This is a genomic window from Dolomitihabitans soli (genome assembly GCF_022213955.1).
Taxonomy (GTDB): domain Bacteria; phylum Actinomycetota; class Actinomycetes; order Streptosporangiales; family Streptosporangiaceae; genus Streptosporangium_A; species Streptosporangium_A soli.
This window is the reverse complement of record NZ_JAKNTW010000006.1, coordinates 111386-137513: the sequence shown is the minus strand read 5'-3', so window position 1 is coordinate 137513 and position 26128 is coordinate 111386. Positions and strand designations below refer to the sequence as shown.

The 26128-nt window shown below is 70.5% G+C and carries 18 protein-coding genes; 8 read left to right on the top strand and 10 right to left on the bottom strand.

Annotation, left to right across the window (positions count from 1 at the left end; translation table 11 throughout):
* Positions 1 to 132: 132 nt before the first annotated feature.
* The 3 genes from MBA17_RS14050 to MBA17_RS14040 are packed head-to-tail and all read right to left on the bottom strand — an operon-like array spanning position 133 to position 2590.
* Positions 133 to 801, bottom strand: coding sequence for a response regulator (locus MBA17_RS14050; RefSeq protein WP_238496874.1), 669 nt, complete (start codon positions 799 to 801; stop codon positions 133 to 135).
* The gene (locus MBA17_RS14045) at positions 798 to 1979 is read right to left on the bottom strand and encodes a sensor histidine kinase (protein WP_238496873.1); all 1182 of its coding nucleotides are present in this window, start codon (positions 1977 to 1979) and stop codon (positions 798 to 800) included. Before MBA17_RS14045 ends, MBA17_RS14050 begins: the two co-directional genes overlap by 4 nt.
* 23 nt (positions 1980 to 2002) lie before the next feature.
* The gene (locus MBA17_RS14040; protein ID WP_238496872.1) at positions 2003 to 2590 is read right to left on the bottom strand and encodes a hypothetical protein; all 588 of its coding nucleotides are present in this window, start codon (positions 2588 to 2590) and stop codon (positions 2003 to 2005) included.
* Positions 2591 to 2759: 169 nt separating this feature from the next.
* On the opposite strand from MBA17_RS14040, the gene MBA17_RS14035 reads away from it, so the two are divergent.
* Complete coding sequence (locus tag MBA17_RS14035) at positions 2760 to 3965, top strand: serine hydrolase domain-containing protein (protein ID WP_238496871.1); 1206 nt, start codon at positions 2760 to 2762, stop codon at positions 3963 to 3965.
* A 195-nt stretch (positions 3966 to 4160) separates the two neighbouring features.
* On the opposite strand, the gene MBA17_RS14030 is transcribed toward MBA17_RS14035, so the two are convergent.
* The 4 genes from MBA17_RS14030 to glgP form a co-directional block, all read right to left on the bottom strand.
* Complete coding sequence (locus MBA17_RS14030; RefSeq protein WP_238496870.1) at positions 4161 to 5696, bottom strand: glycoside hydrolase family 10-like protein; 1536 nt, start codon at positions 5694 to 5696, stop codon at positions 4161 to 4163.
* A gap of 317 nt (positions 5697 to 6013) precedes the next feature.
* Positions 6014 to 6901 carry a MurR/RpiR family transcriptional regulator gene (locus tag MBA17_RS14025; RefSeq protein WP_238496869.1) on the bottom strand — a complete coding sequence of 296 codons (888 nt, stop codon included), beginning with the start codon at positions 6899 to 6901 and terminating at the stop codon, positions 6014 to 6016.
* 179 nt (positions 6902 to 7080) lie between these two features.
* Positions 7081 to 7482, bottom strand: a complete 402-nt coding sequence (locus MBA17_RS14020) for a hypothetical protein (RefSeq protein WP_238496868.1) — start codon at positions 7480 to 7482, stop codon at positions 7081 to 7083.
* A gap of 92 nt (positions 7483 to 7574) precedes the next feature.
* Complete coding sequence (gene glgP, locus MBA17_RS14015) at positions 7575 to 10172, bottom strand: alpha-glucan family phosphorylase (protein WP_238496867.1); 2598 nt, start codon at positions 10170 to 10172, stop codon at positions 7575 to 7577.
* A gap of 406 nt (positions 10173 to 10578) precedes the next feature.
* On the opposite strand from glgP, the gene MBA17_RS14010 reads away from it, so the two are divergent.
* From MBA17_RS14010 to MBA17_RS13990, 5 genes are all read left to right on the top strand, one after another.
* Positions 10579 to 12672 (top strand): alpha-1,4-glucan--maltose-1-phosphate maltosyltransferase, encoded by a 2094-nt coding sequence (locus MBA17_RS14010; RefSeq protein WP_238496866.1) that lies wholly within the window; start codon positions 10579 to 10581, stop codon positions 12670 to 12672.
* Positions 12673 to 12713: 41 nt separating this feature from the next.
* Positions 12714 to 14510, top strand: a complete 1797-nt coding sequence (gene treS / locus MBA17_RS14005) for a maltose alpha-D-glucosyltransferase (RefSeq protein WP_238496865.1) — start codon at positions 12714 to 12716, stop codon at positions 14508 to 14510.
* On the top strand, positions 14507 to 15823 hold the full coding sequence (locus tag MBA17_RS14000) for a maltokinase N-terminal cap-like domain-containing protein (protein ID WP_238496864.1): 1317 nt from the start codon (positions 14507 to 14509) through the stop codon (positions 15821 to 15823). The genes treS and MBA17_RS14000 overlap by 4 nt, the downstream gene beginning before the upstream one ends.
* Before the next feature lie 245 nt (positions 15824 to 16068).
* Positions 16069 to 18234 (top strand): 1,4-alpha-glucan branching protein GlgB, encoded by a 2166-nt coding sequence (gene glgB / locus MBA17_RS13995; protein ID WP_238496863.1) that lies wholly within the window; start codon positions 16069 to 16071, stop codon positions 18232 to 18234.
* 359 nt (positions 18235 to 18593) lie between these two features.
* Positions 18594 to 19019 (top strand): DUF2690 domain-containing protein, encoded by a 426-nt coding sequence (locus tag MBA17_RS13990; protein WP_238496862.1) that lies wholly within the window; start codon positions 18594 to 18596, stop codon positions 19017 to 19019.
* Positions 19020 to 19253: 234 nt separating this feature from the next.
* On the opposite strand, the gene MBA17_RS13985 is transcribed toward MBA17_RS13990, so the two are convergent.
* The gene (locus MBA17_RS13985; RefSeq protein WP_238496861.1) at positions 19254 to 20162 is read right to left on the bottom strand and encodes a helix-turn-helix domain-containing protein; all 909 of its coding nucleotides are present in this window, start codon (positions 20160 to 20162) and stop codon (positions 19254 to 19256) included.
* 212 nt (positions 20163 to 20374) lie between these two features.
* Between MBA17_RS13985 and MBA17_RS13980 the strand changes: the two genes are divergently transcribed.
* Both MBA17_RS13980 and sppA read left to right on the top strand, forming a co-directional pair.
* The gene (locus MBA17_RS13980) at positions 20375 to 22285 is read left to right on the top strand and encodes a S8 family peptidase (RefSeq protein WP_238496860.1); all 1911 of its coding nucleotides are present in this window, start codon (positions 20375 to 20377) and stop codon (positions 22283 to 22285) included.
* Positions 22286 to 22375: 90 nt separating this feature from the next.
* Entirely contained in the window at positions 22376 to 24076 is a 1701-nt protein-coding gene (gene sppA / locus MBA17_RS13975) for a signal peptide peptidase SppA (protein ID WP_238496859.1), read from the top strand.
* A 349-nt stretch (positions 24077 to 24425) separates the two neighbouring features.
* Here sppA and MBA17_RS13970 read toward each other — a convergent pair whose 3' ends face one another.
* Entirely contained in the window at positions 24426 to 24902 is a 477-nt protein-coding gene (locus tag MBA17_RS13970; RefSeq protein WP_238496858.1) for a flavin reductase family protein, read from the bottom strand.
* Positions 24903 to 25208: 306 nt separating this feature from the next.
* Positions 25209 to 26126: an ABC transporter substrate-binding protein gene (locus MBA17_RS13965; protein WP_238496857.1), complete on the bottom strand. Its 918-nt coding sequence runs from the start codon at positions 26124 to 26126 to the stop codon at positions 25209 to 25211.
* Positions 26127 to 26128: the final 2 nt, after the last annotated feature.

Here is a 26128-nt window from a genome sequence, read left to right as displayed (position 1 = left end):
CGGCGGACAGGCGCGGGCGGCGGCCTCAGGCGCGGTCCGGCGGCGACTGCCGGATCGTCGTCACCTCTTCGTAGCCGGCGGGAACAGCTCCGCGTGCGCCTGCGCCCACCGCTGGGCCGGCGGTGACCCTGGTCAGCGCGGGTCCCCGGGCACGGTCAGGCCGCCTTCGTACGCCGCGATCACCGCCTGGGCCCGGTCGCGCAGCCCGAGCTTGGTCAGCACGTTGCTGACGTGCGTCTTCACGGTGTGCTCGCTGACCACCATGGCCTGGGCGATCTCCGCGTTGGACAGGCCGCGCGCGATCATCCGCAGCGTCTCCTGCTCGCGCGCGGTGAGCGCGGTGAGCTGCTCCGACGTCTTCGCGGCGAGGCGGGGCGCCGCCCTGGAGGTGAAGTCGGCGATCAGCTTCGTGGTGACCGACGGCGCGAGCAACGACTCTCCGGCCGCGACCACGCGTACGGCGTGGACGAGGTCGTCGCGGCGGACATCCTTGAGCAGGAACCCGCTCGCCCCCGCGCGCAGCGCGTCGTAGACGTAGTCGTCCAGGTCGAACGTGGTCAGCATGAGAACGCGGCAGCCGCTCTCCGCGCACACGATGCGGGCCGCCTCGATGCCGTCCATGACGGGCATGCGGATGTCGAGCAGCAGCAGGTCTGGGCGGTGTTCGCGGACGGCCTCGACGGCTTGCGCGCCGTCGCCCGCCTCGGCGACCACCTCGATGTCCGGCTGGGCGTCGAGGATCATGCTGAACCCGGCGCGCACCAGCTCCTGGTCGTCGGCGACCACGACACGGACGCTCACGCGGCCCTGCCTTCATACGGCGCCCGGGGCAGCGGGAGCCGTACGAGAACGCGGAAGCCGGGCCCGTCGGTGCGCCGGCCGGCCGTGGCGGTGCCGCCGCAGGCCGCGGCCCGCTCGCGGATGCCGATCAGGCCGTTGCCGCCTGAGGGGAAGGCCGATCCGCCGCCGCGGCCGTCGTCGGTGATGTCGATCACGAGGGTGTCGTCCTGCCAGGTGAGGGTGATGTCGGCGCGAGTGGCGCCCGCGTGCTTGACGATGTTGGTGAGGGCTTCCTGGGTGATCCGGTAGGCGGCGATCTCGGCGTCGGGAGACAGCGGCCCCGGCTCGCCCGAGGTGGAGTATGTCACTTCGAGGCCGGTGGCCCGGACCTGGCCGGCCAGGACGGGGAGCGCGGCGATCGTCGGCTGCGGGGAGCGCGGGCCCTCATCCTCCTTGAGCACGCTCAGCATGCGGCGGAGCTGGACCATGGCGTCGCGGCCCGCCGCGGCGATCGCGTCGAAGGCGGCCTCGGCCCTGGCCGGGTCGCTCCTGATCACCACCGGCCCGGCCTCGGCCTGGACCACCATGAGGCTGACCGCGTGGGCCAGGATGTCGTGCATGTCGTGGGCGATCCTGGCCCGCTCGCGTTCGGCGGCCCGCTCGGTCTCGGCCTGGCGCTCGCGGGCCAGCTGGGCGGCCCGCTCCTCCAGCGCGGCGGCGTGGGCCCGGGAGGAGGCGGCGGCCCGGCCGATGGCGTAGGCGGCGACGAAGAGCACGATGCCGCGCAGCGCGGTCTCGGACGAGCCCACGATCAGCAGGCCGCCGCCGATCGCGCTGACGAGCATGATCACGCGGGGCCACCGGGCGGAGTACGCGGCCACGGTGTAGAGCGCCATCAGCCCGCCGTACCAGATGGGCTGGTCGGCCACCTCGTCGACGACGTCGTAGAGCGCTGTCGCGGAGAGGGTGGCCAGCAGGACGGTCACCGGCGCGCGGCGCCGCCAGATCAGCGGCACCGCGGCGGCGATCACGACTGCGTATCCCCACCAGTGCCAGGGACTGGCGAACGGGCTCTCGCGGGAGAAGAACGGCCACAGCTGCACGACCAGCACCAGCACCGCCAACCCGGCATCCAGCCAGATCGGTGGAAGCGAGCGCGACCACCGGCGAACCGGGTCGAAGAACTGCAGATCGGACACAGCGTTCAATCTTGCCGCCTGCGTCATGCGAGGGCCGCGGCGGGCCTGGCCGTGGTGGTGGCGGCCTGGCGGGCGAGCGGCACGAACGAGATCAGCAGGAAGACCGCGCCGACCGGGATGAAGTCCTTGTCCGCGAACGGCAGGACGAGGTAGATGAGGACCAGGACGGGCGTCCACACCTTGACCCGGCGGATGACCGCGAGCTGCACGACCAGGGCCAGCTGTCCGACATAGAACAGGGCCGGGCCGCCGTCGTAGACCGCGATCGACACCCCGGGCACGTCCTGGATCCGGTCGAACAACACGCCCATGCCGGCCCTGTCGGCGGCCAGGAACCCGACCACGATGTCGATGCCGAACTGTGCGAGCAGCGCCACGATGCCGACGATCCCGACCACCGCGCTCACGGTGGACAGCGCGTTCCGCCCGGCCATCCGCCGCATCTGCCAGAAGATCTGGACGAAAAGGACGAGTGCCGCGATGAAGGCGAGATGGCCGGTGGTCCACGCGAGGCCGGGGCCGCGGCTGCCGTCGAGACCGTCGAGGATGCGGATCACGCCGTAGGCGAGCACGAGCAGGGGAGCGGCGATGAAGGCGGTTCGGGAGTTCATGGGGAAAATCCTCGGCCCTGCGCGGGGTCGGGGACATCGCCGGTAGGGGCGATTACGCGGCTCACTCGTACGAGTGAGGACGAATCAGTCGCACCGGCGATCCGCCGCGGCGGCGTGATCGACAGGATTGACCCATCGCACCAGAATCCCTCTCACCTGGAGATACTCCATGAAGCTGGCTGTCGCCTGCCTCGCCCTGGCCACCACCGTCGTGGCCATGCCCGTCGTGGCCATGCCCGCACAGGCGGCCACCCCGTGTCCTCCGCCGGCCGTCATCCAGCCCGATCCCGGCGCGCGGATCCCGCCGATCAACTCCGCCGCGCTGGAGAAGGCCATCGCGAACCTGCCCGCCGCCGACGCCACCGCCGCGATCGTCCGGGTGGGCGGGAGCAAGGGCTCGTGGAAGGGCGTGACCGGCGTGGCCGACCTCGCCACTCAACGCAAGGCCGCGGAGCACGTACGGTTCCGGGCGGGCAGCGTGACCAAGATGTTCACCACCGCGGTCGTGCTGCAACTCGTGGCCGAGGGCAGGATCTCGCTCGACGGGGCCGTCCAGGACTACCTGCCCGGCCTGCTGCCCGGCTCCTACCCCGAGGTGTCCGTCGGCCAGTTGCTCAACCACACCAGCGGCCTGCCGGCCCCCACCCTGCCCGGCACGTTCGACTGGGTCTACCAGACCAGGTTCAAAACCTGGACGCCGCTGGAGTACGTCGCGCTGGCCGTCCGGAACCCGATCGAGTTCCCGCCCGGCAGCAGGCAGCACTACCTCAACACCAACACGTTCGTGGCCGGCCTGCTGATCGAGAAGATCACCGGCCGCTCGTACGAGCGCGAGGTCACCGCCAGGATCCTGCGCCCGGTCGGTATGCGGGACAGTTACCTGCCCGGCGACTCGACGCGCATCCGCGGCCCGCACCACAAGGGCTACCAGGTGGTGCCCGCGGGATTCGACGACGCGGTCCCGTACGGCGACGGCCAGGTGGTCGACATGACCGAGACCAGCGTCACCTCGACCTGGGCCTCGGGCGACCTCATCTCCACCACGGCGGACCTGGAGAAGTTCGTCAAGGCGCTGTTCTCCGGCAAGGTCGTGCCGAAGGCGCAGCTGGAGCCCATGTTCACCGTGCCCGACGTGAAGACGCACGACGAGTGCGGCAACCAGCCGGCCGTCTACACCTCCGGCATGACGCGGCTCGTGCTGCCGGGCGGCATCGTCGCCTACGGCAAGACCGGCGCCCGCTACGGGTACGCGGCCGGCGTCGGCGCCACCCGCGACCTCAGCCGCACCCTGGTGTACTCGGTCAACTCCACGGACGCCAAGGCCTCCGGCCGGAACGACCGCACCCTGAACATCGCGATCGCCTCCTTCTCCTGATCACGCCCTGCCGGCGACATCAGGGGCGCGCCCGGACCGTCCGGCCGCACGCCGATCGAGCACGCGGCCCGTTTACCCCGGGCACGAGCCGCACCTCAGGCATCCGAACACCGACCGTGCCGGCACCGGTCACACCTCAGACGCCCGGCATGGCGGAACGCCATGCCGGGTGCCCGTGCGCGGAGGCGGGGCTGGTCAGTGCGGGCGGCGGGGGAGGCTCGCCGGGCCCTGGCGGTTCGCGGAGTCGAGGGCGGTGACGTAGTAGGTGGCCCCGCGCGGGGCGGCGGGGTCGGTCCAGGCGGCGAAGCGTTTGCCGGGAACGACGGCCACCAGGTGGCGGGCCGTGCGGAAGTCGGGTCTGCCCGCGACGACCCGGTAGACCGCGTAGAGGCGGGGGACGTCGCGGCCGGTGGCGTGGAAGCGGAGTTCGACGCCGGCGGAGGTTCGGCGGGCATGGGTGAGGGCCGGGCGGCGCGGAGCCGTACCGTGGGCGAGGCGAGGGAGCAGGGGAGGCAGGGCGGGGGCCGGGTAGTGGTCGGCCACGACCTTGGTGACGGAGCCGATCCGGTCCTCGCGCACGTCGTTCGCGTTGTAGAAGATGTCACCGCCGACCTGGGGATGGTCCCGGTTCAGGGTCAGGTGGGCGGTCAGTTCGCCCGGCTGGAACCATTCGGCGGGCTGGCCCGCGGCGGTGACCTTGTAGGCGGCCTGACCGATCCACAGTTGCACGTCGGTGCCCGCGGCGACGCCCGCCCACCACGGGGTGAGCTTGGCGTAGTCGGCGACGGTGAAACCGATGTTCCAGTAGATCTGCGGCGCGATGTAGTCGAGCCAGCCCTTCTTCACCCAGCCCCGGGTGTCGGCGTGCAGGTTGTCGTACGACTGGCCGCCGTTGGTCTCGGAGCCGAGCGGGTCGGTGGCCTTGTTGCGCCAGATGCCCGAGGGGCTGATCCCCCAGGCGATCTCGGGCTTGGCGTCCCTGACCCGCTGCCGCATCTCCTGCACCAGGAGATCGACGTTGTTCCGCCGCCACGCGGCCAGGTCGGGGAACCCGCCGCCGTGTTCGGCGAAGGCCGCGGAGTCGTCGAAGGCGGTGCTGTTGACCGGGTAGAAGTAGTCGTCGAAGTGCAGGCCGTCGAGGTCGTAGCGGGTGACCGCGTCCATCATGGCGTCCTGGACGAACGCGCGGACCTCCGGCATCCCCGGGTTGTAGTAGAGCTTGCCGCCGTAGGGGACGATCCAGTCGGGATGCCGGCGGCCGGGGTGGTCGGGGTGCAGCTTGGCCGGGTCCGCCTGCATCGAGACGCGGTAGGGGTTGAACCAGCCGTGGAAGGCCAGCCCGCGCTTGTGCGTCTCCTCGACCGCGAAGCCGAGCGGGTCATAGCCCGGGTCCTGCCCCTGGGTCCCGGTCAGATACTGCGACCAGGGCTCGTACGGCGAGGGCCAGAAGGCGTCCGCGGTCGGCCGGATCTGAACGAAGACGGAGTTGAGCTTCCTGGCGACGGCCAGATCGAGCCAGGCGAGATATTCGGCCCGCTGCGCGTCGGGCGTGAGGCCCGGCTTCGACGGCCAGTTGATGTTGACCACCGAGGCGATCCACATGCCTCGCATCTGGCGTAGCGGCGGCGGGTCGGCGGAGACGGCGTGGGCGGCGAGGGGAAGCAGCGGCGTCAGCGGCACCGCGGCGGCGGCGGCGAGGCCACGCAGGACGGTACGACGTTCCATGGCCATGGGGGAACTCCTCGGGGGTGCACGGGCCTTCTCGGCGGAAGATGGCAGAAATCTCCCGGCTAGTCAATGACCATGAAGAAAATCGCCACCACCGACCGGCCGACCCCCCGGATTCCACCCCACCGGAAACCGGCTGAAGGGCCCGGTTCCACCTAGGGATCACGCCAGGTCGGAACCATCCGCCGGGACCGGCTGAAGGAGCCCGACGGATCACCCCATACCGTCCGGCCGACAGGGCGCACTCACCGAGGACGCCGGTGGACGCCGGTGCCAACGCCTTTCGCTGCGAGCCGGCGAGCTGCGCTGCGGGAGCGACGTCAGGCCTTTCTACGGCCTTCGCGGAGAAATTCGTCGAGGGCGTGGCGGCTGGCCTGAACAGCTTCCTGGGCGGTGTCGAAGGTGCGCTGGGCGACGCCGACGAAGATGCAGTCGACGAGGAGGAGCTGGCTGATCCGGCTGGCGAGCGCGCCCGGCCGGAAGGCCGATTCGCGGCCCGCCGAGATCAGCGGATGGTCGACCAGCGCCGCCATCGAGGACCGGGGGTTGTTGGTGATCGCGACGGTGGTGGCTCCGGCGTCGCGGGCGTTGCGGAGCGGGGCGAGCACGTCGGGGGTCTCGCCCGTGGTGCTCACGCCGACGGCCACGTCGCCCTCGCGCAGCAGCGCGGAGTTGGTGAGCGCGAGGTGGACGTCGGTGAAGGCGTTGCTGGACATGCCGATGCGCAGCAGCTTCTGGGTCAGGTCGCTGGCGACCAGCCCGGAGGCGCCGACGCCGTACACGTTGGTGCGCCGGGCGCCGACGATCGCCTCGACGACCAGGCCGAGGCGCTCGGAGGTGAGCTGAGCGACGGTGTCCTTGATCGCCTCGGACTCGGCGCGGGCCACCTTCACGATGACCTCGGACAGCGGGTCGTCGGGAGCCAGGTCACCCGGGACCAGGCGGTCGGGCGGCCGGGCGGCCGAGGCGGCGGCCAGCGCCAGCCGCAGCTGGGGGTAGCCCGCGAAGCCGAGCACCCGCGCGGTTCTGACGATGGTCGCCTCGCTGGTGCCCGAGGCGGCGCTCAGCTCGGTGATCGTGCTGCGCGCGACCATCCCGGGATCGTCGAGGATCAGGCGCGCGACGGTCCTGGCGGCCGGGGTGAGCGAGGGCAACACGCCCCGCACGGTGGCCACCAGTGTCTCGACGGGGGGATCACTATCGTCCATGGCCGCCCATCTGGGTCACTGCAAACGCCCGTCACTTCGGGCCCAACGGTGAAGGAAGCCTACCCAACCACACATCCTGCTCGCGATAGCCGTCACACATGATCGAAACACCCCACAGGCCCCACCGGCAAAGGCCGCCACGCCCCACACATCCGCACCAGATGGGGGGTGCGCACCAGCTAAGACATGGCGGAGCGCCCCACGACCGGCGCGAGGGCGACCCGGCGTCCGCCGACCTCCCACCACAGCGGCGTGAACCCAGCGGAGACGGCCCGGCGCCGCTGGAGCAGCGTGGACCCCACGGACCGCACCACGAACGGCGCGCGGGCCTGCCCGGCGTGCCGCACACCTCCCACCACAGCGGCGTGAAACCAGCGGAGACGGCCCAGACGCCAGGCGATACGGCGGCACGCCAGGCGCCACTGGAGCAGCGTGGACCCCACGGACCGCACCACGAACGGCGCGCGGGCCTGCCCGGCGTGCCGCACGCCTCCCACAGCGGTGTGAAACCAGCGGAGACGGCCCAGACGCCAGGCGTTACGGCGGCACGCCAGGCGCCGCTGGAGCAGCGTGGACCCCACGGACCGCACCACGTACGGCGCGCGGGGCTGACCTGGCGTGCCGTACGTGCAACGGATCAGCGGCCGGTCTGGCGTGCCGTACCGGCTTCAGGTCAGCGCAGGGTGCCGTTGGTCATGCCGGCCGGTTCTTCGGGGAGCGCGATGAGGCCGAGTTCGGCGGGTGAGGCCATCAGCGGGTGGGCGGGGACCACGCGGATGGTGTAGCCGAAGGCGCCGGTGCGGTCGAGCGGGACCTCGCCAGTGAAGTGCGCCTTGCCGTCGTCGCCGACCGAGGCGATCCCCAGACTGGTGTAGCGGGGATCGACCAGTTCGTCGTGCGGGCCGACCCTGCCGTACGCGGCCTGCACGCTGACGTCGGCGGGTTCCAGCTCGCCCAGCGCGATCGTGGCCCGCAACTCCAGGGCCGCGCCCACCTCGGGAGCCTCCCCCACCCCGGACGCCTCCACGTGCTCGACCCGGACGCCCGGCCAGGCCCTGGTCACGCGCAGCTTCCAGTCGGCGAACGTCCGGGCGGCGGTGTGGCCGTCCGCGGACAGGGCGCGGGCCGAGGCGGCGGCGGGCGTGTAGAGGTCGACCACGTAGTCGCGCAGCATGCGCCCGGCCAGGACCTTGGGGCCGAGCGAGGTCAGCGTGTGCTTGACCATCTCCAGCCAGCGCCGGGGCAGGCCGTCGGCGGCGCGATCGTAGAACCGGTCGGCGACCTCGTGCTCGATCAGGTCGTACAGCCCGTTGGCCTCCAGTTCGTCCCTGCGGTCGGGGTCGGCGACGCCGTCGGCGGTGGGGATGGCCCAGCCGTTGGTGCCGTCGTACCACTCGTCCCACCAGCCGTCGCGGATGGACAGGTTGAGGCCGCCGTTGAGCGCGGCCTTCATGCCGCTGGTGCCGCACGCCTCCAGCGGGCGCAGCGGGTTGTTCATCCACACGTCGCAGCCCTGCACCATGAGCTGGCCGAGGTTCATGTCGTAGTCGGGCAGGAAGACGATCCGGTGCCGCACGCTCTCGGAGTCGGCGAACTTGACGATCTGCTGGATCAGCTTCTTGCCGCCCTCGTCGGCGGGATGCGCCTTGCCCGCGATCACGATCTGGACCGGCCGTTCGGGGTGCAGCAGCATCGCGCGCAGCCGGTCGGGGTCGCTGAGCATGAGCGTGAGCCGCTTGTACGACGGCACCCGGCGGGCGAAGCCGATGGTGAGCACCTCGGGGTCGAGGGCGTCGTCGATCCAGCCCAGTTCGGCGGTCGAGGCGCCCCTGGCCCGCCAGGACTCGCGCAGCCGGCCGCGCGCGGCCAGGACCAGGCGCTCCCGCAGGCGGCCCCTGATCGACCAGAGGTCGACGTCGGACACGTTCCGGACGCTGTCCCAGCCCTGGGCGGGCTCGATCAGGGTCGGCAGCTCCCGCCCGGCCAGTTCCATGAACTCGCGGCCGACCCAGGTGGGCGCGTGCACCCCGTTGGTGATCGACCCGATGGGCACGTCGGCGAGGTCGAAGCCCGGCCACAAGCCCTGGAACATCCCCTTGCTGACGTCGCCGTGCAGCCGCGAGACGCCGTTGACCCGCTGGGCGAGGCGCATGCCCATCACGGCCATGTTGAAGACCGCCTTCTCGCCCTCCTGCGGGTCGGGCTCCGCGCCGAGCGCGAGGATGCGGTCGACCGGGACGGTGGGCCAGGCGTTGTCGCCGCCGAACTGCCTGGCGATCATGTCGGCGGGGAACCTGTCGATGCCGGCCGGCACCGGGGTGTGCGTGGTGAACACCGTGCCGGCGCGGACGGCCTCCAGCGCCTCCTCGAAGGACAGCCGGCTCTCGGTCAGCTCGCGGATCCGCTCCAGGCCGAGGAAGCCCGCGTGACCCTCGTTGGTGTGGAAGACCTCGGGCTCGGAGTGGCCGGTGGCCTCGCAGTACGCCCTGATCGCCCGGACGCCGCCGACGCCGAGCAGCAGCTCCTGCATGAGGCGGTGGTCGGTGCCGCCGCCGTACAGGCGGTCGGTGATGTCACGGGCGGTGTGGTCGTTCTCGGCCACGTCGGAGTCGAGCAGCAGCAGCGGCACCCGGCCGACCTGGGCCACCCAGATCTGGGCGTGCAGCGTGCGGCCCTCGGGCAGGCCGATGCGGACCCGTGCGGGCGCGCCGCCGCCCTCCTTGAGCAGGGTCAGCGGCAGGCCGCCGGGATCGAGGCTCGGGTAGTGCTCCAGCTGCCAGCCCTCGGGCGAGAGCGACTGGGTGAAGTATCCGTGCCGGTAGAGCAGGCCGACGGCGAGGATCGGCACCCCGAGGTCGCTGGCCGTCTTGAGGTGGTCGCCGGCGAGGATGCCCAGGCCGCCGGAGTACTGCGGGAGCGCGGCGGCTATGCCGTACTCGGGCGAGAAGTAGGCGACGGCGTGCGGCGCCTCCGGAAGCGTCTGGTACCACCTGGGCGCGGTCATGTACTCGCGCAGGTCGTCGGCGGCGTCGGCGAGCCTGCGCAGGAAGCGGCGGTCGGCGGCCAGCTCACGCAGGCGGCCGGACTCCACGGCGCCGAGCAGCGCGACGGGGTCTCCGCCGACCTGTTCCCAGACGACCGGATCGACCTCGGCGAACAGGTCCAGGGTCTCCGGGTGCCAGGACCAGCGGAGATTGTGCACGAGCTCACCGAGTGCGGCGAGCTCACCAGGCAGAACGGTACGGACGGTGAACCTGCGGATTGCTCTCACGGTGCCAGACCCTAGTTACTCAGCGCCACGACGCGCGACCGAAACACACTTGCCGGGGAGACGGCTCTCATCCGTCTCACCTTCACCTTGAACAAACCACCTCAAACCGGAATCCTGCTGATCTTTCACACGGATGCCCACCACCTTCGCCCCCCGATCCTGTCCGGCAGGCGGAGGGCAGGGCAACTTGCCCGGGAGGAAGAGATCTCCACTCTTTCCTCCGCACGCATGAAGCGGAACTATTGGGGCACCTTATTTTGATGTACGACCCGGCTCCATCCAGGCGCATGATGAGATCTCAAGGTCGCGCTACGACGCTGCCTTCCCGCTCTTGACGAACCAGAGATCGTTTCTTGCCGCACAACCTCCGACGGCACCGAGTGCGCCGTCGCTACCTTGAGATGCGATGATTGGAAGAATCCCCATACAGGACATCCATCCGGTGGTCGACTGCGGCGGCAGACCCGCCAAGGCGGCAGCGGGTGAGACCTTCGACGTCGAGGCGACCGTGTTCCGTGAGGGACACGACGCGGTCGCGGCCGGGGTGGTGCTGACCGACCCCGGCGGCGCGCGCGGGCCGCTGCTCGCCATGCGCGAGCTGACGCCGGGCAGCGACCGTTGGGGGGTCGTGGTCACGTTGCCCACCGAGGGCTTGTGGCATTTCCGGGTCGAGGCGTGGAGCGATCCGATCGCCACCTGGCTGCACGACGCCGGCATCAAGATCCCGCGCGGCATGGACGTGGACCTGATGTGCGAGGAGGGCGCCCGGCTGTTCGACCGCGCCGCGAAGGCCGTCCGGACCGCCGACTGCCGGCACGCGGGCCGTACGGCGGGCGAGGGCGAGGAGTCGCCGGACACCCGGCCGAACGGCAACGGCAACGCCTGCGGGCACCGGGCGGCCCTGCAGGCCATCGCGGCCAGGCTGCGCGACGGCGACGTCGATCCCCGGGCCAGGCTGGCGATGGCCCAGCTGCGCGAGACCGCCGCCCTGCTGTCCGCGCACCCGCTCCGCGAGCTGGTCACCCGGTCGCCCAGGTACCAGGTGCTCGTGCACCGGCGCAGGGCGCTGTTCGGGTCGTGGTACGAGTTCTTCCCGCGTTCCGAGGGCGCGATCGTCGACGACGTGGCGGCCCCCAAGTCCGGAGACTTCCGTACGGCGGCCAAGCGGCTCCCCGCCGTCGCCGCCATGGGATTCGACGTCGTCTACCTGCCGCCGATCCACCCGATCGGGGCGACCTTCCGCAAGGGGCGCAACAACACCCTGCAGCCCGAGCCCTACGACCCGGGCTCGCCGTGGGCGATCGGCTCCGAACTCGGCGGGCACGACGCGATCCACCCGGACCTGGGCACGTTCGACGACTTCGACGCGTTCGTGCAGCGGACCCGCGAGCTGGGCATGGAGGTGGCGATCGACTTCGCCCTGCAGTGCTCGCCGGATCATCCGTGGGTCAAGGAGCATCCCGAGTGGTTCAACATCAGGGCCGACGGGAGCATCGCCTACGCGGAGAACCCGCCCAAGAAGTACCAGGACATCTACCCGATGAACTTCGACAACGATCCCGAGGGGGTCTACGACGAGGTCAAGCGGGTGGTGCGGCTCTGGATGGCGCACGGGGTGCGGATCTTCCGGGTCGACAATCCGCACACCAAGCCGGTGGCCTTCTGGGAGCGGCTGCTCTCCGACATCAACGCCACCGACCCCGACGTGCTCTTCCTGTCGGAGGCGTTCACCCGGCCGGCCATGATGCGGACCCTCGCCAAGGTCGGGTTCCACCAGTCGTACACCTACTTCACCTGGAAGAACTCCAGGGAGGAGGTGGAGGAGTACCTCGCGGAGCTGGCCCACGACACCGCGCATTTCCTGCGGCCGAACCTGTTCGTCAATACTCCGGACATTCTGCATGAGTACCTTCAGCACGGCGGGGTCCCGGCGTTCAAGATCAGGGCGGTGCTGGCCGCGTTGATGGCGCCGTCGTGGGGGGTGTACGCGGGCTACGAGCTTGCGGAGAATGTCCCGGTTCGCCCCGGTAGTGAAGAATACCTTGATAGTGAGAAATATCAGTACAAACCACGGGATTGGGTGGCTGCTGAGCGCGAAGGGCGCAGCCTGGGGCCGTTCATCACCCGGCTGAATTTGTTCCGAAGAGCCCATCCAGCACTCCAGGAATTGCGTAATCTACGGTTTCACGACGTCGACCAGCCCAACTTGATCTGCTTTTCCAAGCGGCTTCCTGGTCCCTATGACACGGCCACACGACGGCACGGCCTAGGCGACGTGGTTCTGGCGGTCGTCAATCTCGACCCGCACAACACCCACGAGGCGACGGCGACCCTCGACATGCCCGCTCTCGGTCTCGACTGGCAAGCCGAGTTCGTCGTGGACGACGAACTGTCGGGCGAGTCGTACCGATGGCGGAGCTCCAACTACGTCCGCCTCGATCCGCACATCCACCCAGCCCACATCTTCACCGTGCGAGCGACACCGGCACCATCACGGTAGGCCGGCGGAGCGCGCGAAAGGCACAGCGGGGAGTCCATAAGGTGAGCTCGACACCACAGCCCGTCCCGAATACGTTCACCCACGAGAAGCCGAACGACCCTCATTGGTATAAAAGGGCCGTTTTCTACGAGGTGCTCATCCGGGGCTTCGCCGATTCCAACGGAGACGGCACAGGAGACATCCGCGGGCTCATCAGCAAGCTCGACTATCTTCAGTGGCTCGGCGTGGACTGCCTCTGGCTGCTCCCGCTGTACGAATCGCCACTCCGCGATGGCGGGTATGACATTTCCGACTATATGAAAATCCTCCCAGATTTCGGCGATCTGGGAGATTTCATTAAGCTGGTCGACGAGGCCCACAAGCGCGGCATGCGCGTCGTCGCCGACCTGGTGATGAACCACACCAGCGACCAGCATCCCTGGTTCCAGGCGTCCCGGCACGACCCCGAGGGCCCGTTCGGCGACTTCTACGTCTGGTCCGACAACGACGAGCTGTACCGCGACGCCCGGATCATCTTCGTCGACACCGAGACCTCCAACTGGACGTACGACCCCGTCCGCGGGCAGTACTTCTGGCACCGGTTCTTCTCCCACCAGCCGGACCTCAACTTCGAGAACCCCGACGTGCAGGACGCCATGATGGAGGTCCTGCGCTTCTGGCTCGACCTCGGCATCGACGGTTTCCGGCTCGACGCCGTGCCGTACCTCTTCGAGGTCGAGGGCACCAACTGCGAGAACCTCCCCGCCACGCACGCGTACCTCAAGCGGGTGCGCGCCGAGGTCGACCGGATCTACCCGGACCGGGTGCTGCTCGCGGAGGCCAACCAGTGGCCGAGCGACGTGGTGGAGTACTTCGGCGACCCGGTCACCGGGGGCGACGAGTGCCACATGGCCTTCCACTTCCCGCTCATGCCACGCATCTTCATGGCCGTGCGCAGGGAGTCGCGCTACCCGATCTCGGAGATCCTGGCCCAGACGCCGAAGATCCCCGAGCACTGCCACTGGGGCATCTTCCTGCGCAACCACGACGAGCTGACGCTTGAGATGGTCACCGACGAAGAGCGCGACTACATGTACTCCGAGTACGCCAAGGATCCCCGGATGCGCGCCAACGTGGGCATCCGGCGGCGGCTCGCCCCCCTGCTGGAGAACGACCGGAACCAGATCGAACTGTTCACCGCGCTGCTGCTCTCGCTGCCCGGATCGCCGGTGCTCTACTACGGCGACGAGATCGGCATGGGCGACAACATCTGGCTCGGCGACCGCGACGGCGTCCGCACCCCCATGCAGTGGACGCCCGACCGCAACGCCGGGTTCTCCGACTGCGACCCCGGCCGTCTCTATCTGCCGGTGATCATGGATCCGATCTACGGCTTCCAGGCGATCAACGTCGAGGCGCAGCAGAAGAACGCCGGGTCGCTGCTCCACTGGACCAAGCGGATGATCGAGATCCGCAAGCGTCACCCGGTCTTCGGCCTGGGCGCGTTCACCGAGCTCAACTCCTCCAACCCCAGCGTCCTCGCCTTCGTCCGCGAGCTGGGCGACGACCGGGTGCTGTGCGTGAACAACCTGTCCCGCTTCCCGCAGCCGGTGGAGCTCGATCTGCGGAGGTTCGAGCGCGCGGTCCCGGTGGAGTGCATGGGAGGCGTTCCATTTCCACCGATCGGTGAGCTTCCGTATCTTTTGACGCTTCCTGGGCATGGGTTCTACTGGTTCACCCTGCCGCCGACCGCCTCGACCAGTCCCACCACCAATTCCAACGCCGGTTCCACCACCAGTTCCAACGCCGGTTCCAACGCCGGCTCCGCCGCCACAGGCACCCCGACCAAGGAGGCGTGACGACTTCCTTCGAGCAGCTCCTCACCGGCTGGATCGCCCGTCAACGGTGGTTCGCCGGTAAGGGGCGTGCCATCGAAGGACTCACCGTCGACTCCGACATCGAGCTGGCACCCGGGCTCCGCCACCTGGTCGTGGCCGTCCACCAGAACGGCGCCCGGGACCGCTACCAACTCCTCGTCGGCTCGCACAAGGAACTGCCGGCCCGGCTCAAACACGTTCAGATCGGGCCGGATGAATACGACGCCGCCCACGACTCCGAACTCACCGGCGCCCTGCTGAGCGGAATGGCCGAGAACACCGACCTCGGCCCGCTGCGCTTCCGGCACCTTCCCGGCGTAACCATCGACGTCTCCGCCCGGAGCCTGGTGATCGGCGCCGAGCAGTCCAACACCTCCCTGGTCTACGGCGACACCTACATCTGCAAGCTGTTCCGCCGCCTGACCCCCGGGGTCAACCCCGAGCTGGAGATCGTCACCGCGCTGGCCCGGCGCGGCTCTTCGCACATCGCCCTGCCGTACGGCTGGATCGAGATCGACCTGGACGGCCAGAACACCACGCTGGCGATCATGCAGGAGTTCCTGCCCGCCGCCAGCGACGGCTGGGCGCTGGCCCTGGCCAGCGTCCGCGACCTGTACGCGTCGCTCCCCGAGGTCTCCGCCGACCAGGCGGGCGGCGACTTCGCCGCCGAATCCTTCCGGCTCGGTACGGCGACCGCCAGCGTCCACCAGGAGCTGGCGGCGGCCTTCCCGACCAGCGTCGTCGAACCGCCCGAGGTCAAACGGATGACCGAGAGCTTCCGGCGGCGGCTCGACCGGGCCATCGCCGAGGTGCCCGAGCTCGCGGGCTGCGCCGGGGTCGCGCACGACGCCTACGACCAGCTCGCCGACATCGCCGGCTCGATGCCGGTCCAGCGGGTGCACGGCGACTACCACCTGGGCCAGGTGATGCGCACGCCCACCGACTGGATCGTGCTCGACTTCGAGGGCGAGCCCGGCCAGCCCCTCGCCGAACGCCGCGCCCTGTCCTCGCCGCTGCGCGACGTCGCGGGCATGCTCCGCTCCTTCGACTACGCGGCCCGGCACATGCTCGCCGGGCACCCGGACGCCGCCTCCCTCGCCCACCGCGCCGAGGAGTGGTCCGCCCGCAACCGCGCCGCCTTCCTGGCCGGCTACTCCGAGGGCGGCGGCAGCCTGCACGGCGACGACGCCGCGCTGCTGCACGCCCTCGAACTCAGCAAGGCCGTCTACGAGGTCGTCTACGAGTCGCGCAACCGCCCGACCTGGGTCCCCATCCCGCTCTCCGCCTTCGGCTGAGCCCGCCTCCGCCTGCCTCCGCCCGCCTCTGAGCCCGCCTCGACCGCAGGCCGACGCCCTGCGGCGGCGCGTCGCGAGCCGGATCGCGGACCGTGGCGGGGGCCCTGCGGCGGCGCGTCGCAAGCCGGATTGCGGACCGTGGCGGGGGCCGCACCATGCGCCGGCGCGGAAAGTCAGGCAGATCTTTCTTGACGCGTGGCCGGAAAGGGTGGGTTGAAGCGCATCGCTCGGGCAGGGTAAGGGGCATGCGGGACAACACGGAGCTCGACCGGCTGGCAGGTGGCGCACACCACGATCCCCACTCGGTGCTCGGCGCCCATCTGGGGCCCGACGGGGTGACATTCAGAACATTGCGGCCTCTTGCCAAGCGGGTCGAGGTGGTGCTCGACGACCAGTCGCACAACCTGACCCACGTGGCGCACGGGGTGTTCTCCGTCACTGTGCCACGGCTCGACAAGGTCCCGTCCGACTACCGGTTCCGGGTGACCTACGAGGGCGCCGAGCCGTACGAGTGTCAGGACCCCTACCGGCACTGGCCCACGCTCGGGGAGGTGGACCTGCACCTGATCGGCGAGGGCCGGCATGAGCGGCTCTGGGAGGTGCTGGGCGCGCGGGTGATCACGCACGAGGATGTGACGGGCACCGCGTTCGCCGTCTGGGCGCCCAACGCGCGCGGCGTGCGGGTCGTCGGCGACTTCAACCACTGGGACGGCGTGGGGCATCCGATGCGCTCGCTCGGCCGTTCCGGCGTGTGGGAGGTCTTCATCCCGGGGCTCGGCGACGGGGAACGCTACAAGTTCGCCGTGCTGGGCGTCGACGGCGTCTGGCGGGTCAAGGCCGACCCGATGGCGCGCCGTACCGAGATTCCGCCCGCGACCGCGTCGGTGATCGACACGTCCGAGTACGGCTGGCAGGACGAGGACTGGATGCGCGCGCGGCCGGCCAGACAGCCGCTGGCCGAGCCGATGAGCGTCTACGAGGTGCACCTGGGGTCCTGGCGGCCCGGACTGTCGTATCGGGAGCTGGCCGAGGAACTCGTGGCCTACGTCAGCGACCTGGGTTTCACGCACGTGGAGCTGCTGCCGGTGGCCGAGCACCCGTTCGGCGGGTCGTGGGGGTACCAGGTCACGTCCTACTACGCGCCGACCGCGCGGTTCGGCAAGCCTGACGACTTCCGCCACCTGGTCGACGCGCTGCACCGGGCGGGCATCGGGGTGCTGCTCGACTGGGTGCCCGCGCACTTCCCGATGGACGAATGGGCGCTGGCCCGCTTCGACGGCACTCCCCTGTACGAGCACGCCGACCCTTCGCGCGGCGAACATCCCGACTGGGGCACCTACGTCTTCGACTTCGGCCGCCACGAGGTGCGCAACTTCCTGGTCGCCAACGCCGTCTACTGGCTGAAGGAGTTCCACATCGACGGGCTGCGGGTCGACGCGGTCGCCTCGATGCTCTACCTCGACTACTCCCGGCGCGAGGGCGAGTGGACCCCCAACGCCTACGGCGGCAGGGAGAACCTGGACGCCGTCGACTTCCTCAAGGAGATGAACTCCGTCTGCTACCGGGAGGCGCCCGGCATCGTCACCATCGCCGAGGAGTCGACCGCCTGGCCGGGCGTCTCACGTCCGGTGCATCTCGGCGGGCTCGGGTTCGGCTTCAAGTGGAACATGGGCTGGATGCACGACACCCTGGCCTACCTGGCGCACGAGCCGGTCTTCCGGCAGTACCACCACCATCAGATGACCTTCTCCCTGATGTACGCCTACTCCGAGCACTTCGTGCTGCCCATCTCCCACGACGAGGTCGTGCACGGCAAGGGGTCGCTGATCGGCAAGATGCCGGGCGACGAGTGGCAGCGCTTCGCCAACCTGCGCGCGCTGCTCGGCTTCATGTGGGCGCACCCCGGCAAGCACCTGTTGTTCATGGGATGCGAGTTCGGCCAGGGTTCCGAGTGGTCGGAGGAGCGCGGGCTCGACTGGTGGATGCTCGACTTCGACCTGCACAAGGGGACCCAGGGGCTGGTCCGCGACCTCAACCGGGTCTACACCGACACGCCCGCCCTGTGGCAGCAGGACTCCAAGCCCGAGGGCTTCCGCTGGATCGACGCCGACGACGCCTCCGGCAACGTGTTCTCCTTCCTCCGGTACGCGGCCGACGGCTCGGCCCTCGCCTGCGTGGCCAACTTCTCCGGCGGCCCGCACGAGGACTACCACCTCGGCCTCCCCTACCCCGGCACCTGGGAGGAGGTGCTCAACACCGACGCCTACGACTACGAGGGCAGCGGCGTGGGCAACCTCGGCGCCGTCCAGGCCACCGACATCCCCCGCCACGGCCTCCCCCATTCCGTACGGCTCCGCGTCCCGCCGCTGGGCACCGTGTGGCTCAGGCACCCCGCCCCCGACATCGCCTGACCGGCTGCACTACGATTTGATCACTCGGCCCTCCGTGCGCTAAGACCGCGGAGGGCCGAGCCAACTCCGGATGCCCCGCACCGCCGCGCCGCCCCTTCGACCTGGCCGGCGCCGGGCCATCGAGGTCCGTGTCCCAGTGCCTCAGCCTCCGCACCTCGAAGTCCGGCCGGCGACGGCGAAGCCCATGGCTCTTCGTCGCGGTGATCGTCTCGGGGACGCCCCGGCGGGCGTGCCCTTGGTCTGACGTTGGTCGGAGGCTGGACGATCGACCAGGTCAGCCCTTGTGAGGACGGACCGGCCCCGGTGTTCTTGGGGCGAGCAGTCGCTCGATCCCCACCACTCCCGATCACGGAGGAGCCATGTCCTTCCACAAGATGGCCCGCAAGATGGCGCTGTTCGGCGCCGGCACCCTGGTCGTCCTGTCCGGCGTCTCACTCACCGCGCCCCCCGCGTCGGCCGGCGACCGTGTCAGGGCGGGGTGCGACGGCCAGGGCTGCAACGGCCGCGACCCCATCCAGGCCGGTTGCGTCGCGGGTTCGTACACGGCAGCCCGGGTGTCCACGTACGAAGGGCTCTTCGAGCTGAAGTACAGCCCCGCCTGCCACGCCAACTGGGCCAAGGTCTCCGGTTCGTACCCGGGCGTGGGCCTGTGGGTGCAGAACACGAACGGCGACGTAGAAGTGTTCAACGTCCCCAAGGGGCACAACAACGCCTACACCGACATGGTCAACGGCTATCCGCGTGCTCGGGCCGGCGGCGCCAGCGGGCACACCGCCTGGGCGTAGGGGCGCGGGTCTGACAGGGAGCGACCGAGCTCCCTGTCAGACCGCAGCTCACACCAGCAGCTCACACAGCTCAGACCTGCAGCTCACACCGGCAGCTCAGACCGGCAGCTCAGAGTCCGCACCTTCAGCAGCAAGGAAGACGTGGCGATGGCGCCCGCCCAGGACATGTGGGCGCCCTTCCTCGACGGGCCGGCAGCCCACACCGATAGCTCACACACAGCTCAGACCGGCGGCTCAGACCGGCGGCGGGGTGCAGGGCGTCTCCACGATGCCGGACTGGGCGCCGTCGATGGCGATCGCGCCCCTGACGGCCACACATCCGCGCTTCATGTCGAGCATGCCGCCCCAGTGCTGGTCGCGGATGAACGGCTCGTCGATCCGGCTGGCCACGCCGTCGGCGGGGCGGAACGTCTCCAGCCGGACCCGGATGGCGGCCGACGTGTGGTTGATCAGCACGCCGTAGGGGCTGAGCCGGGCCCAGCCCATCGCGCAGTCGGCCGAATGCCTGAGTTCGAGCACCCCGAGCCGCACCTGGCCGATCCAGATGTCCGCGGTGGCCAGGGTCGTCACGTTTCCCTTCCCGCAGTCGGTCCGCGCCGGGTCGGACCCGTCGGCGATCGACTGGGCGGCCCCGGTGGGCAGGGGCCTGACGCTCGTGGCGGACGACCACGTCATCGGCGGCGGCTCGGCCGGCCTGAGCACGACCCAGGCGACGGTCCCGGCCGCCAGGAGTACGGCGAGCAGCGCGGCGACGGTGAGCACCCGGCGGCGGCGTCCGGCCGGTGCGCGGGACTCGCCGGACTCACCGGGCACGCCCGGTTCGCGGCCGGACACCTCCGGGGTGGGCGCCAGCAGGTCCTGCGCGGCCTTGGCCGCCTTCTCCTCCAGGTCCTGCCGGTGCCAGCGCTGCAACTCGCCGTCGGGCAGACCGAACAACCGCTCGTAGCTCTGCAGCGTCTTCAGCGAGGGCATGCGCCTGCCCTGCTCGTAGTCGGCGACGCTGCTGTGCGAGCTGAGATGGAGGTCCTTCGCCTGCTTGCGCTGCGAGTGGCCGTGCTCGATGCGGAGGCGGCGGAGAAGCGCCCCGAGTTCGGCCGAGGGACGGGCGTTGGGTCCCGTCAACGAGGCACGGTCCTCATCCATCGGCGATCTCCAATGCCGGGGCGTCGGACGCAGAATATCCGGGAAGATTTCGCTGCGGTAGGCCGAACACGGCGGTGCGGGAGCCGGCGCGGATCACGCCGCGCGAGCGGTGATCTTATGTCCGCGATCACGACATATGGCTTCCCTCGGGCGGAAGATCCCACCTAAACTCACAAATGTCGTGTGTGCCCCTCCTGCCCCCCGGAGGACGTGTGCGTCTTCGCCGCCTCGTCGTGTGCTCGATCGTGCTGGCGCTCATACCGATCAGTCCGGCGTTCGCCGCGGAGCCGCCGGGGGCGGGCAAACTGGAGGCGGGGCTGTCGGCCGACTTCGACAAGGTGCGGGCGATCGTCGAGGTCCGCGATCCTGCGGCGGCGGCGCCCGTGGCCGCGCAGGCCGGTGAGGTGACCGACGTCGTCCTGACCCCGGAGAGCCAGCCGTTCATCGTGGTGGAGGGCACCGGCGAGTCGCTGACCGAGCTGGCGGACGATCCCCGGGTGGTCTCCATCCACCGCGACCACGCCTACCCGCCCGCGCTCGCGTCCAGCGTCAAGGTGATCGGCGGCGACCGCGCGCACGCCGACGGGGTCACCGGGGCCGGTCAGACGGTCGCCGTGCTCGACACCGGGATCGACCGCGACCATCCCGCGTTCGCCGGCCGGATCGTCGCGGAGGCGTGCTTCTCCTCCACAGGCGAGGACGGCGTGCCGCTCGAATCCCTCTGCCCCAACGGGCAGAGCAGCCAGATCGGGGAGGGCGCCGCGGACGCGGAGACCGCCAAGTGCCTCGACGGCGCGGTCAACCTGTGCGACCACGGCAGCCACGTGGCCGGGATCGCCGCCGGCGCCGCCGGGAACGGGTCTCCGGGGGCCGGGGTCGCGCCCGGCGCGAACCTGATCGCGGTGCAGATCTTCAGCCGGGTCAACGACCCGGAGTACTGCGGGGCGGCGGCCTGTCTGCTCGCCTTCGAGTCCACGCTGCGCCTCGCGCTCGACCACATCGCCACGCTGACGGGCACCCACAAGATCGCCGCGGTGAACCTCAGCGTCGGCGGCGGGCTGTCCGACACCTCGTGCGACGACACCGACGAGGGCCGGGGGCTCAAGCCGAAGATCGACGCGCTGCTGGCCCAGGGAGTGCCCACGGTGGTGGCGGCGGGCAACGAGGCCGTCGACGGCGCGGGCTTCCCGGGCTGTGTCTCCTCCGCGGTGACGGTCGGCGCGACCGACGACGGCGACGCGATCGCCGACTTCTCCAACCGGGGACCGCTGCTCGACCTGTTCGCCCCCGGCCTGGAGATCGACTCGGCGGTGCCCGACGACGGGTACGCCTCCTTCAGCGGCACCTCGATGGCCGCCCCGCACGTGGCGGGGGCGCTGGCGCTGCTGAGGCAGAAGTCCCCCGACATCCCGGCGACCGCGCTGGTGGAGACCTTGAAGACCACCGGACGGAAGATCGTTTACGGCAGCGCGCAGACACCGAGGATCGACGTGTACGCGGCCCTGACCGGGACCGCGCCCGCTCCCCCGATCACGCAGGCGCCGTCGCCCGACGACCCCGGCACCGGCGATCCCGAGCAGCCCGGCGACGACCCCACCCCCACCCCGACGACCGATCCCCCGCCGCAGCCCGCTCCCGAACCGACCCCCGTACCGGTGCCGACCGTGACCGTCACGGTGACCGTGACCGTGACGCCCACCCCCGCCCCCGCGCCGGAGGTCTGCACCCGAGGCAAGGCGAAGACGGGGATGACCGCCGCGAAATGGGCCGCCGAGCTGGGCAAGGGCCGGGGCGCCCTGTCCGACGCGACCCTGACCTGCTACCTCAGCCTGGTGAAGAAGGCCAGCAAGGTCTTCCCCGAGGTCGTCGGGATGTCCACCTTCGGCACGGCGTCCAAGGTCCTCAAATCCAAGGCGCGGCTCGGCCGGGCCCCGCTCACCCGCGAACTGCTGGCCGCCTGGCTCAACTGGGCGTACGGCGCGCGCGACCTCACCGCCAAGGCGGACGGCGCGACCACGCTCAAGGCGGCCCTGGCCAGAGCGGAGTACATGCGCCTCGACAAGGGCGCGACCCCCGCCCAGCTCGCCCGGTCCACGACGCTGCTGGAGCGGCACGTCAACTAGTGAGCCCCGGGCCCGGTCGTGAGGCCGGGATTCCTCCGTCGTTTCAGCCAGGCGGCGCGGGGGGTGAAGACGTCGCTTAGGGTGGGCCACATGGACGCGACCAAGGCGATCATGGACACCGTCGGCAAGCTCAACCAGCGGCGGATCGCACCGCTGGTGCTGGAGCTCGACCTCACGGAAGGGCTCACCGAGGGGCCGCCGGCCGACCCGCTGAGCGCGCTGCTGTCCATGCGCAAGCCACGGCTGGCCGACGTGCTCTCCGGGCTCAAGCGGGCCAGGCAGGACTCGCGGGTCAAGGCGCTGGTCGTCAAGATCGGCGGGCAGCCGCTCGGGCTCGGCATGGTGCAGGAGCTGCGTGCCGCCGTCGTCCGGTTCCGGGCATCGGGCAAGCTGACGGTCGCGTTCGCCGAGACGTTCGGCGAGTTCGGTTCGGGCACCGTGCCCTACTACCTGGCCAGCGCCTTCGAGCGGGTCTACATGCAGCCCTCCGGTGATCTCGGGCTGACCGGGATCTCGCTGGAGCAGCGGTTCGTCAAGGGCGCGCTCGGCAAGCTGGGGGTGGAGTACCAGGTCGCCCAGCGTCACGAGTACAAAACGGCCGCCAACATGTTCACCCAGGGGGGCATGACCGAGCCGCACCGCGAGTCGATCGGCCGGATCGCCGAGTCGATCACCGAGCAGGTCGTGGCGGGCGTCGCCGAGGGCCGCAGGCTCGAACCCGGCAAGGTCCGCGAACTGGTCGACCAGGGCCCGTTCCTCGGCGCCGAAGCGGTCGACGCGGGCCTGGTCGACCGGCTCGCCTACCGCGACGAGGTCTACGACGAGGTGCGCAAGGCCGCCGGAGCCGACTCCCTCCTGCTCTACGTCGCCCGTTACGCCAAGGGCGCGCTGGCCAGAAAGCTGTCCCGGCCGGGCGAGGACGTCGTGGCGCTGGTCCACGGCTCGGGCGCGATCCGGCTCGGACGCAGCGGCCGCAGCCCGCTCGGCGGCGGAGGCGCGATGGGATCCGACACGATCTGCGCGGCACTCCGTTCGGCCAGGCGTGACGAGCACGTCAAGGCGGTCGTGTTCAGGGTCGACAGCCCCGGCGGCTCCTACGTGGCCTCCGACGCGGTGTGGCGCGAGGTGACGCTCACCCGGCAGGCGGGCAAGCCCATCGTGGTCTCGATGGGCGACTTCGCCGCCTCCGGCGGTTACTTCGTCTCGATGGCCGCCGACGTGATCGTCGCCCAGCCCGGCACGCTGACCGGCTCGATCGGCGTGTTCGGCGGCAAGCCCGTGGTCGGCCCCATGCTGGAGCGCCTCGGCGTGTCCACCGAGGTCGTCACCGAGGGCGCCAACGCGGGCATGTTCTCCCCCACGAACGCGTTCTCCGAGCCGCAGTGGGAGCGGGTCAACGCCTGGCTCGACCGCATCTACGATGACTTCGTCGCCAAGGTGGCACAGGGCAGGCGGATCGACCGCGATCGCGCCCACGAGCTGGCCAGGGGCCGGGTCTGGACCGGCGCGGACGCGTTCGGCAACGGCCTCGTCGACGAGCTCGGCGGCCTGGAGGACGCCCTCGCCCTGGCCCGCGAGCGCGCCGGCCTGCCCGCGACCGCCACGGTCCGCACCTACCCCAAGATGAACCCGCTGGACCGGCTGCGACCGGCCGAGTCGAGCGAGGACAGGTCCGCCGCCCTCGCCCGGATGCGCCTCGAAGCGTGGGGCCCGCTGACGCGCGTCGCCGCCGAACTCGGCCTCCCCGCCCACGGCCCGCTGCTCCTGCCCGGCACCTGGACCATCCAGTAACCACACGCCGCCCTCAGCACTTCCGAGGCCTCGTTGGATCGCAGGAAATCCAACGAGGGTTCGAGACGGCAGGGGATGACGACCTTGATCAAATACAGGTACGTCGACGGTCGGCGCTCCGGTCCTCGTCCGTCGGACAGGGCGCACCGGGTCAGGGTGGGTCGAGCGAGCCGACGGTTCACCTGGGTACGCGGGCCGTTGCGGCGGCCGGCCACGTGCGCTGGAGTGCCATGGGTCCACGGACACCGGCCAGGTGCGGCGCGGGGCGCCGGCGTGGCTTGCCGTACTTTCGCGGGCGCGAACGGCGAGCGGGCGCGAACGGCGAGCGGGCGCGAACGGCGAGCGGCGCTTAGGGGAGGGAGTGGTAGCGGGAGCGGAGGCGGATCAGGGGGGCGGCGGCGGTGATGTAGTCGATGGCGAGGGGGGCGGCGAGGAAGAGGGTGTGGTCGCCGGCGGGGACGACCTGGGTGGTTTCGAGTTCGAGGGCCGCGACGCCGTTCTCGATGACGAAGGCTTCGGTGTGCTCGCCACGGTGGTGCGGGGTGTCGGCGAGGAGCAGCCGGGCACTGGGCCGGCCCGCGGTGGCGAAGCGGCTGGCGATGGCCTTCTGGCCGGCGGACAGCAGGGTGGCGGCCCAGCGGTCGCGACGGAGCAGCACCTCACAGGGGTAGCCGTCACTGGCCAGGCTCACGACCAGCAACGGCGGGTCCAGGGAGACCGACATCAGCGACGAGACGGTGGCGCCCACGTCGTCCCGGTCCTCGCGCACGGTCACCACCGCCACGCCGGCGGCGAGCTGCGCCATCGCCTCGGTGAAGGCTGTCACATCGGCACCTCCGTGAGTAGGTTACGCGCCGGCGTCTTGAGCAGGGCGGTGGCACGAGGTGGGGACCCACGAAGGTCCCCGTCCGCTGGGACGGGGACCTTGGTGAGCCGTCCGGCCACCGCTGGGCGGGGACCTTGGAATCCGTCCGCCCAGCGCTGGGTGGAAGCCCTCGTGAGTGGGCCGCCGCCGGGCGGAAGCCTTCGTGAGTCGGCTGCCGCTGGGCGGGGCTTCGTGAGTCGGTCGGCCGCCGCTGAGCGGAAGCCTTCGTGAGTCGGCTGCCGCTGGGTGCGGGAGCCTGGGGGTCGGTCAGCCCAGGCCGTTCTGGGTGAGCCAGTCCTTGGCCACGACGGGCGGGTCGTCCTTGTCCACCGCGATCCGCTTCATCATGTCCACCAGGGTGGTGGTGTCGAGCTTGGCGGAGACCGCGTCGAGCGTGGTCTTGACCGTGTCGTTCACCCCGGCCTTGTTGACCAGCGGCGTGACGTTCTGGGCGGCGAAGACGTTCTTCGGGTCCTGGAGCGAGAGCAGGTCGTTGATCAGCACCTTGGGGTCGGTGGTGAAGACGTTGCCGACCTGGATGGTGCCGTCCTTCAGCGCGTCGGGCGTGGTCGTCCCCGTCGACTTCCACTCCTTGAACTCCAGCCCGTAGGCGTCCTTGAGCCGCTGTTCCTGGCGCTTCTTGAACTCGGGCGGGCCGCCCACCACGAAGTCCTTGGACACCTTGGCCAGGTCCTCGATCGAGGTGAGGGCGTTCTTGGTGGCGGTCTCCTTGGTGACGGTCAGGGAGTCCTTGTCCTCGGCGGGGGCGGAGGCGAGGACTTCCAGCTCGGCCGGGAGCTTCGACTTGAGCTCCGCGTTGACCTCGTCGGTCGTGGCCGCCGTGGTCTTGGGGTCGATGAAGGCGAGCAGGTTGCCGTTGTACTCGGGGAGCACGGTCAGCCCGCCGCTCTTCACCTGGTCGTACACGATCTCGCGGCTGCCGATGTTCGGCTTCTCCTGGACGGTGACGCCCTTCGCCTGGAGCGCCTGCGCGTAGATGGAGCCGAGGAGCACGCTCTCGGGGAAGTCGAACGAGCCGACGATCACGGTCCCCCCTGACGCGCTCGGCGCCCCGCTCGGTGCGCTGCTCGGCGACGCGGAGGTCAGCGGATCCCCGCCGCCACATGCGGATACGGCAAGCGCCGCGGTCAGGAACACCGCCGCGGTACTGAACAAGCGTCTCATCC

Bases quoted from the DNA above. Each gene is read 5' to 3' on its own strand.
- MBA17_RS14040 (WP_238496872.1), bottom strand. From the start codon at position 2,590: ATGAACTCCCGAACCGCCTTCATCGCCGCTCCCCTGCTCGTGCTCGCC.
- MBA17_RS14035 (WP_238496871.1), top strand. From the start codon at position 2,760: ATGAAGCTGGCTGTCGCCTGCCTCGCCCTGGCCACCACCGTCGTGGCC.
- MBA17_RS14030 (WP_238496870.1), bottom strand. From the start codon at position 5,696: ATGGCCATGGAACGTCGTACCGTCCTGCGTGGCCTCGCCGCCGCCGCC.
- MBA17_RS14025 (WP_238496869.1), bottom strand. From the start codon at position 6,901: ATGGACGATAGTGATCCCCCCGTCGAGACACTGGTGGCCACCGTGCGG.
- MBA17_RS14010 (WP_238496866.1), top strand. From the start codon at position 10,579: ATGATTGGAAGAATCCCCATACAGGACATCCATCCGGTGGTCGACTGC.
- glgB (WP_238496863.1), top strand. From the start codon at position 16,069: ATGCGGGACAACACGGAGCTCGACCGGCTGGCAGGTGGCGCACACCAC.
- MBA17_RS13990 (WP_238496862.1), top strand. From the start codon at position 18,594: ATGTCCTTCCACAAGATGGCCCGCAAGATGGCGCTGTTCGGCGCCGGC.
- MBA17_RS13985 (WP_238496861.1), bottom strand. From the start codon at position 20,162: ATGGATGAGGACCGTGCCTCGTTGACGGGACCCAACGCCCGTCCCTCG.
- sppA (WP_238496859.1), top strand. From the start codon at position 22,376: ATGGACGCGACCAAGGCGATCATGGACACCGTCGGCAAGCTCAACCAG.
- MBA17_RS13965 (WP_238496857.1), bottom strand. From the start codon at position 26,126: ATGAGACGCTTGTTCAGTACCGCGGCGGTGTTCCTGACCGCGGCGCTT.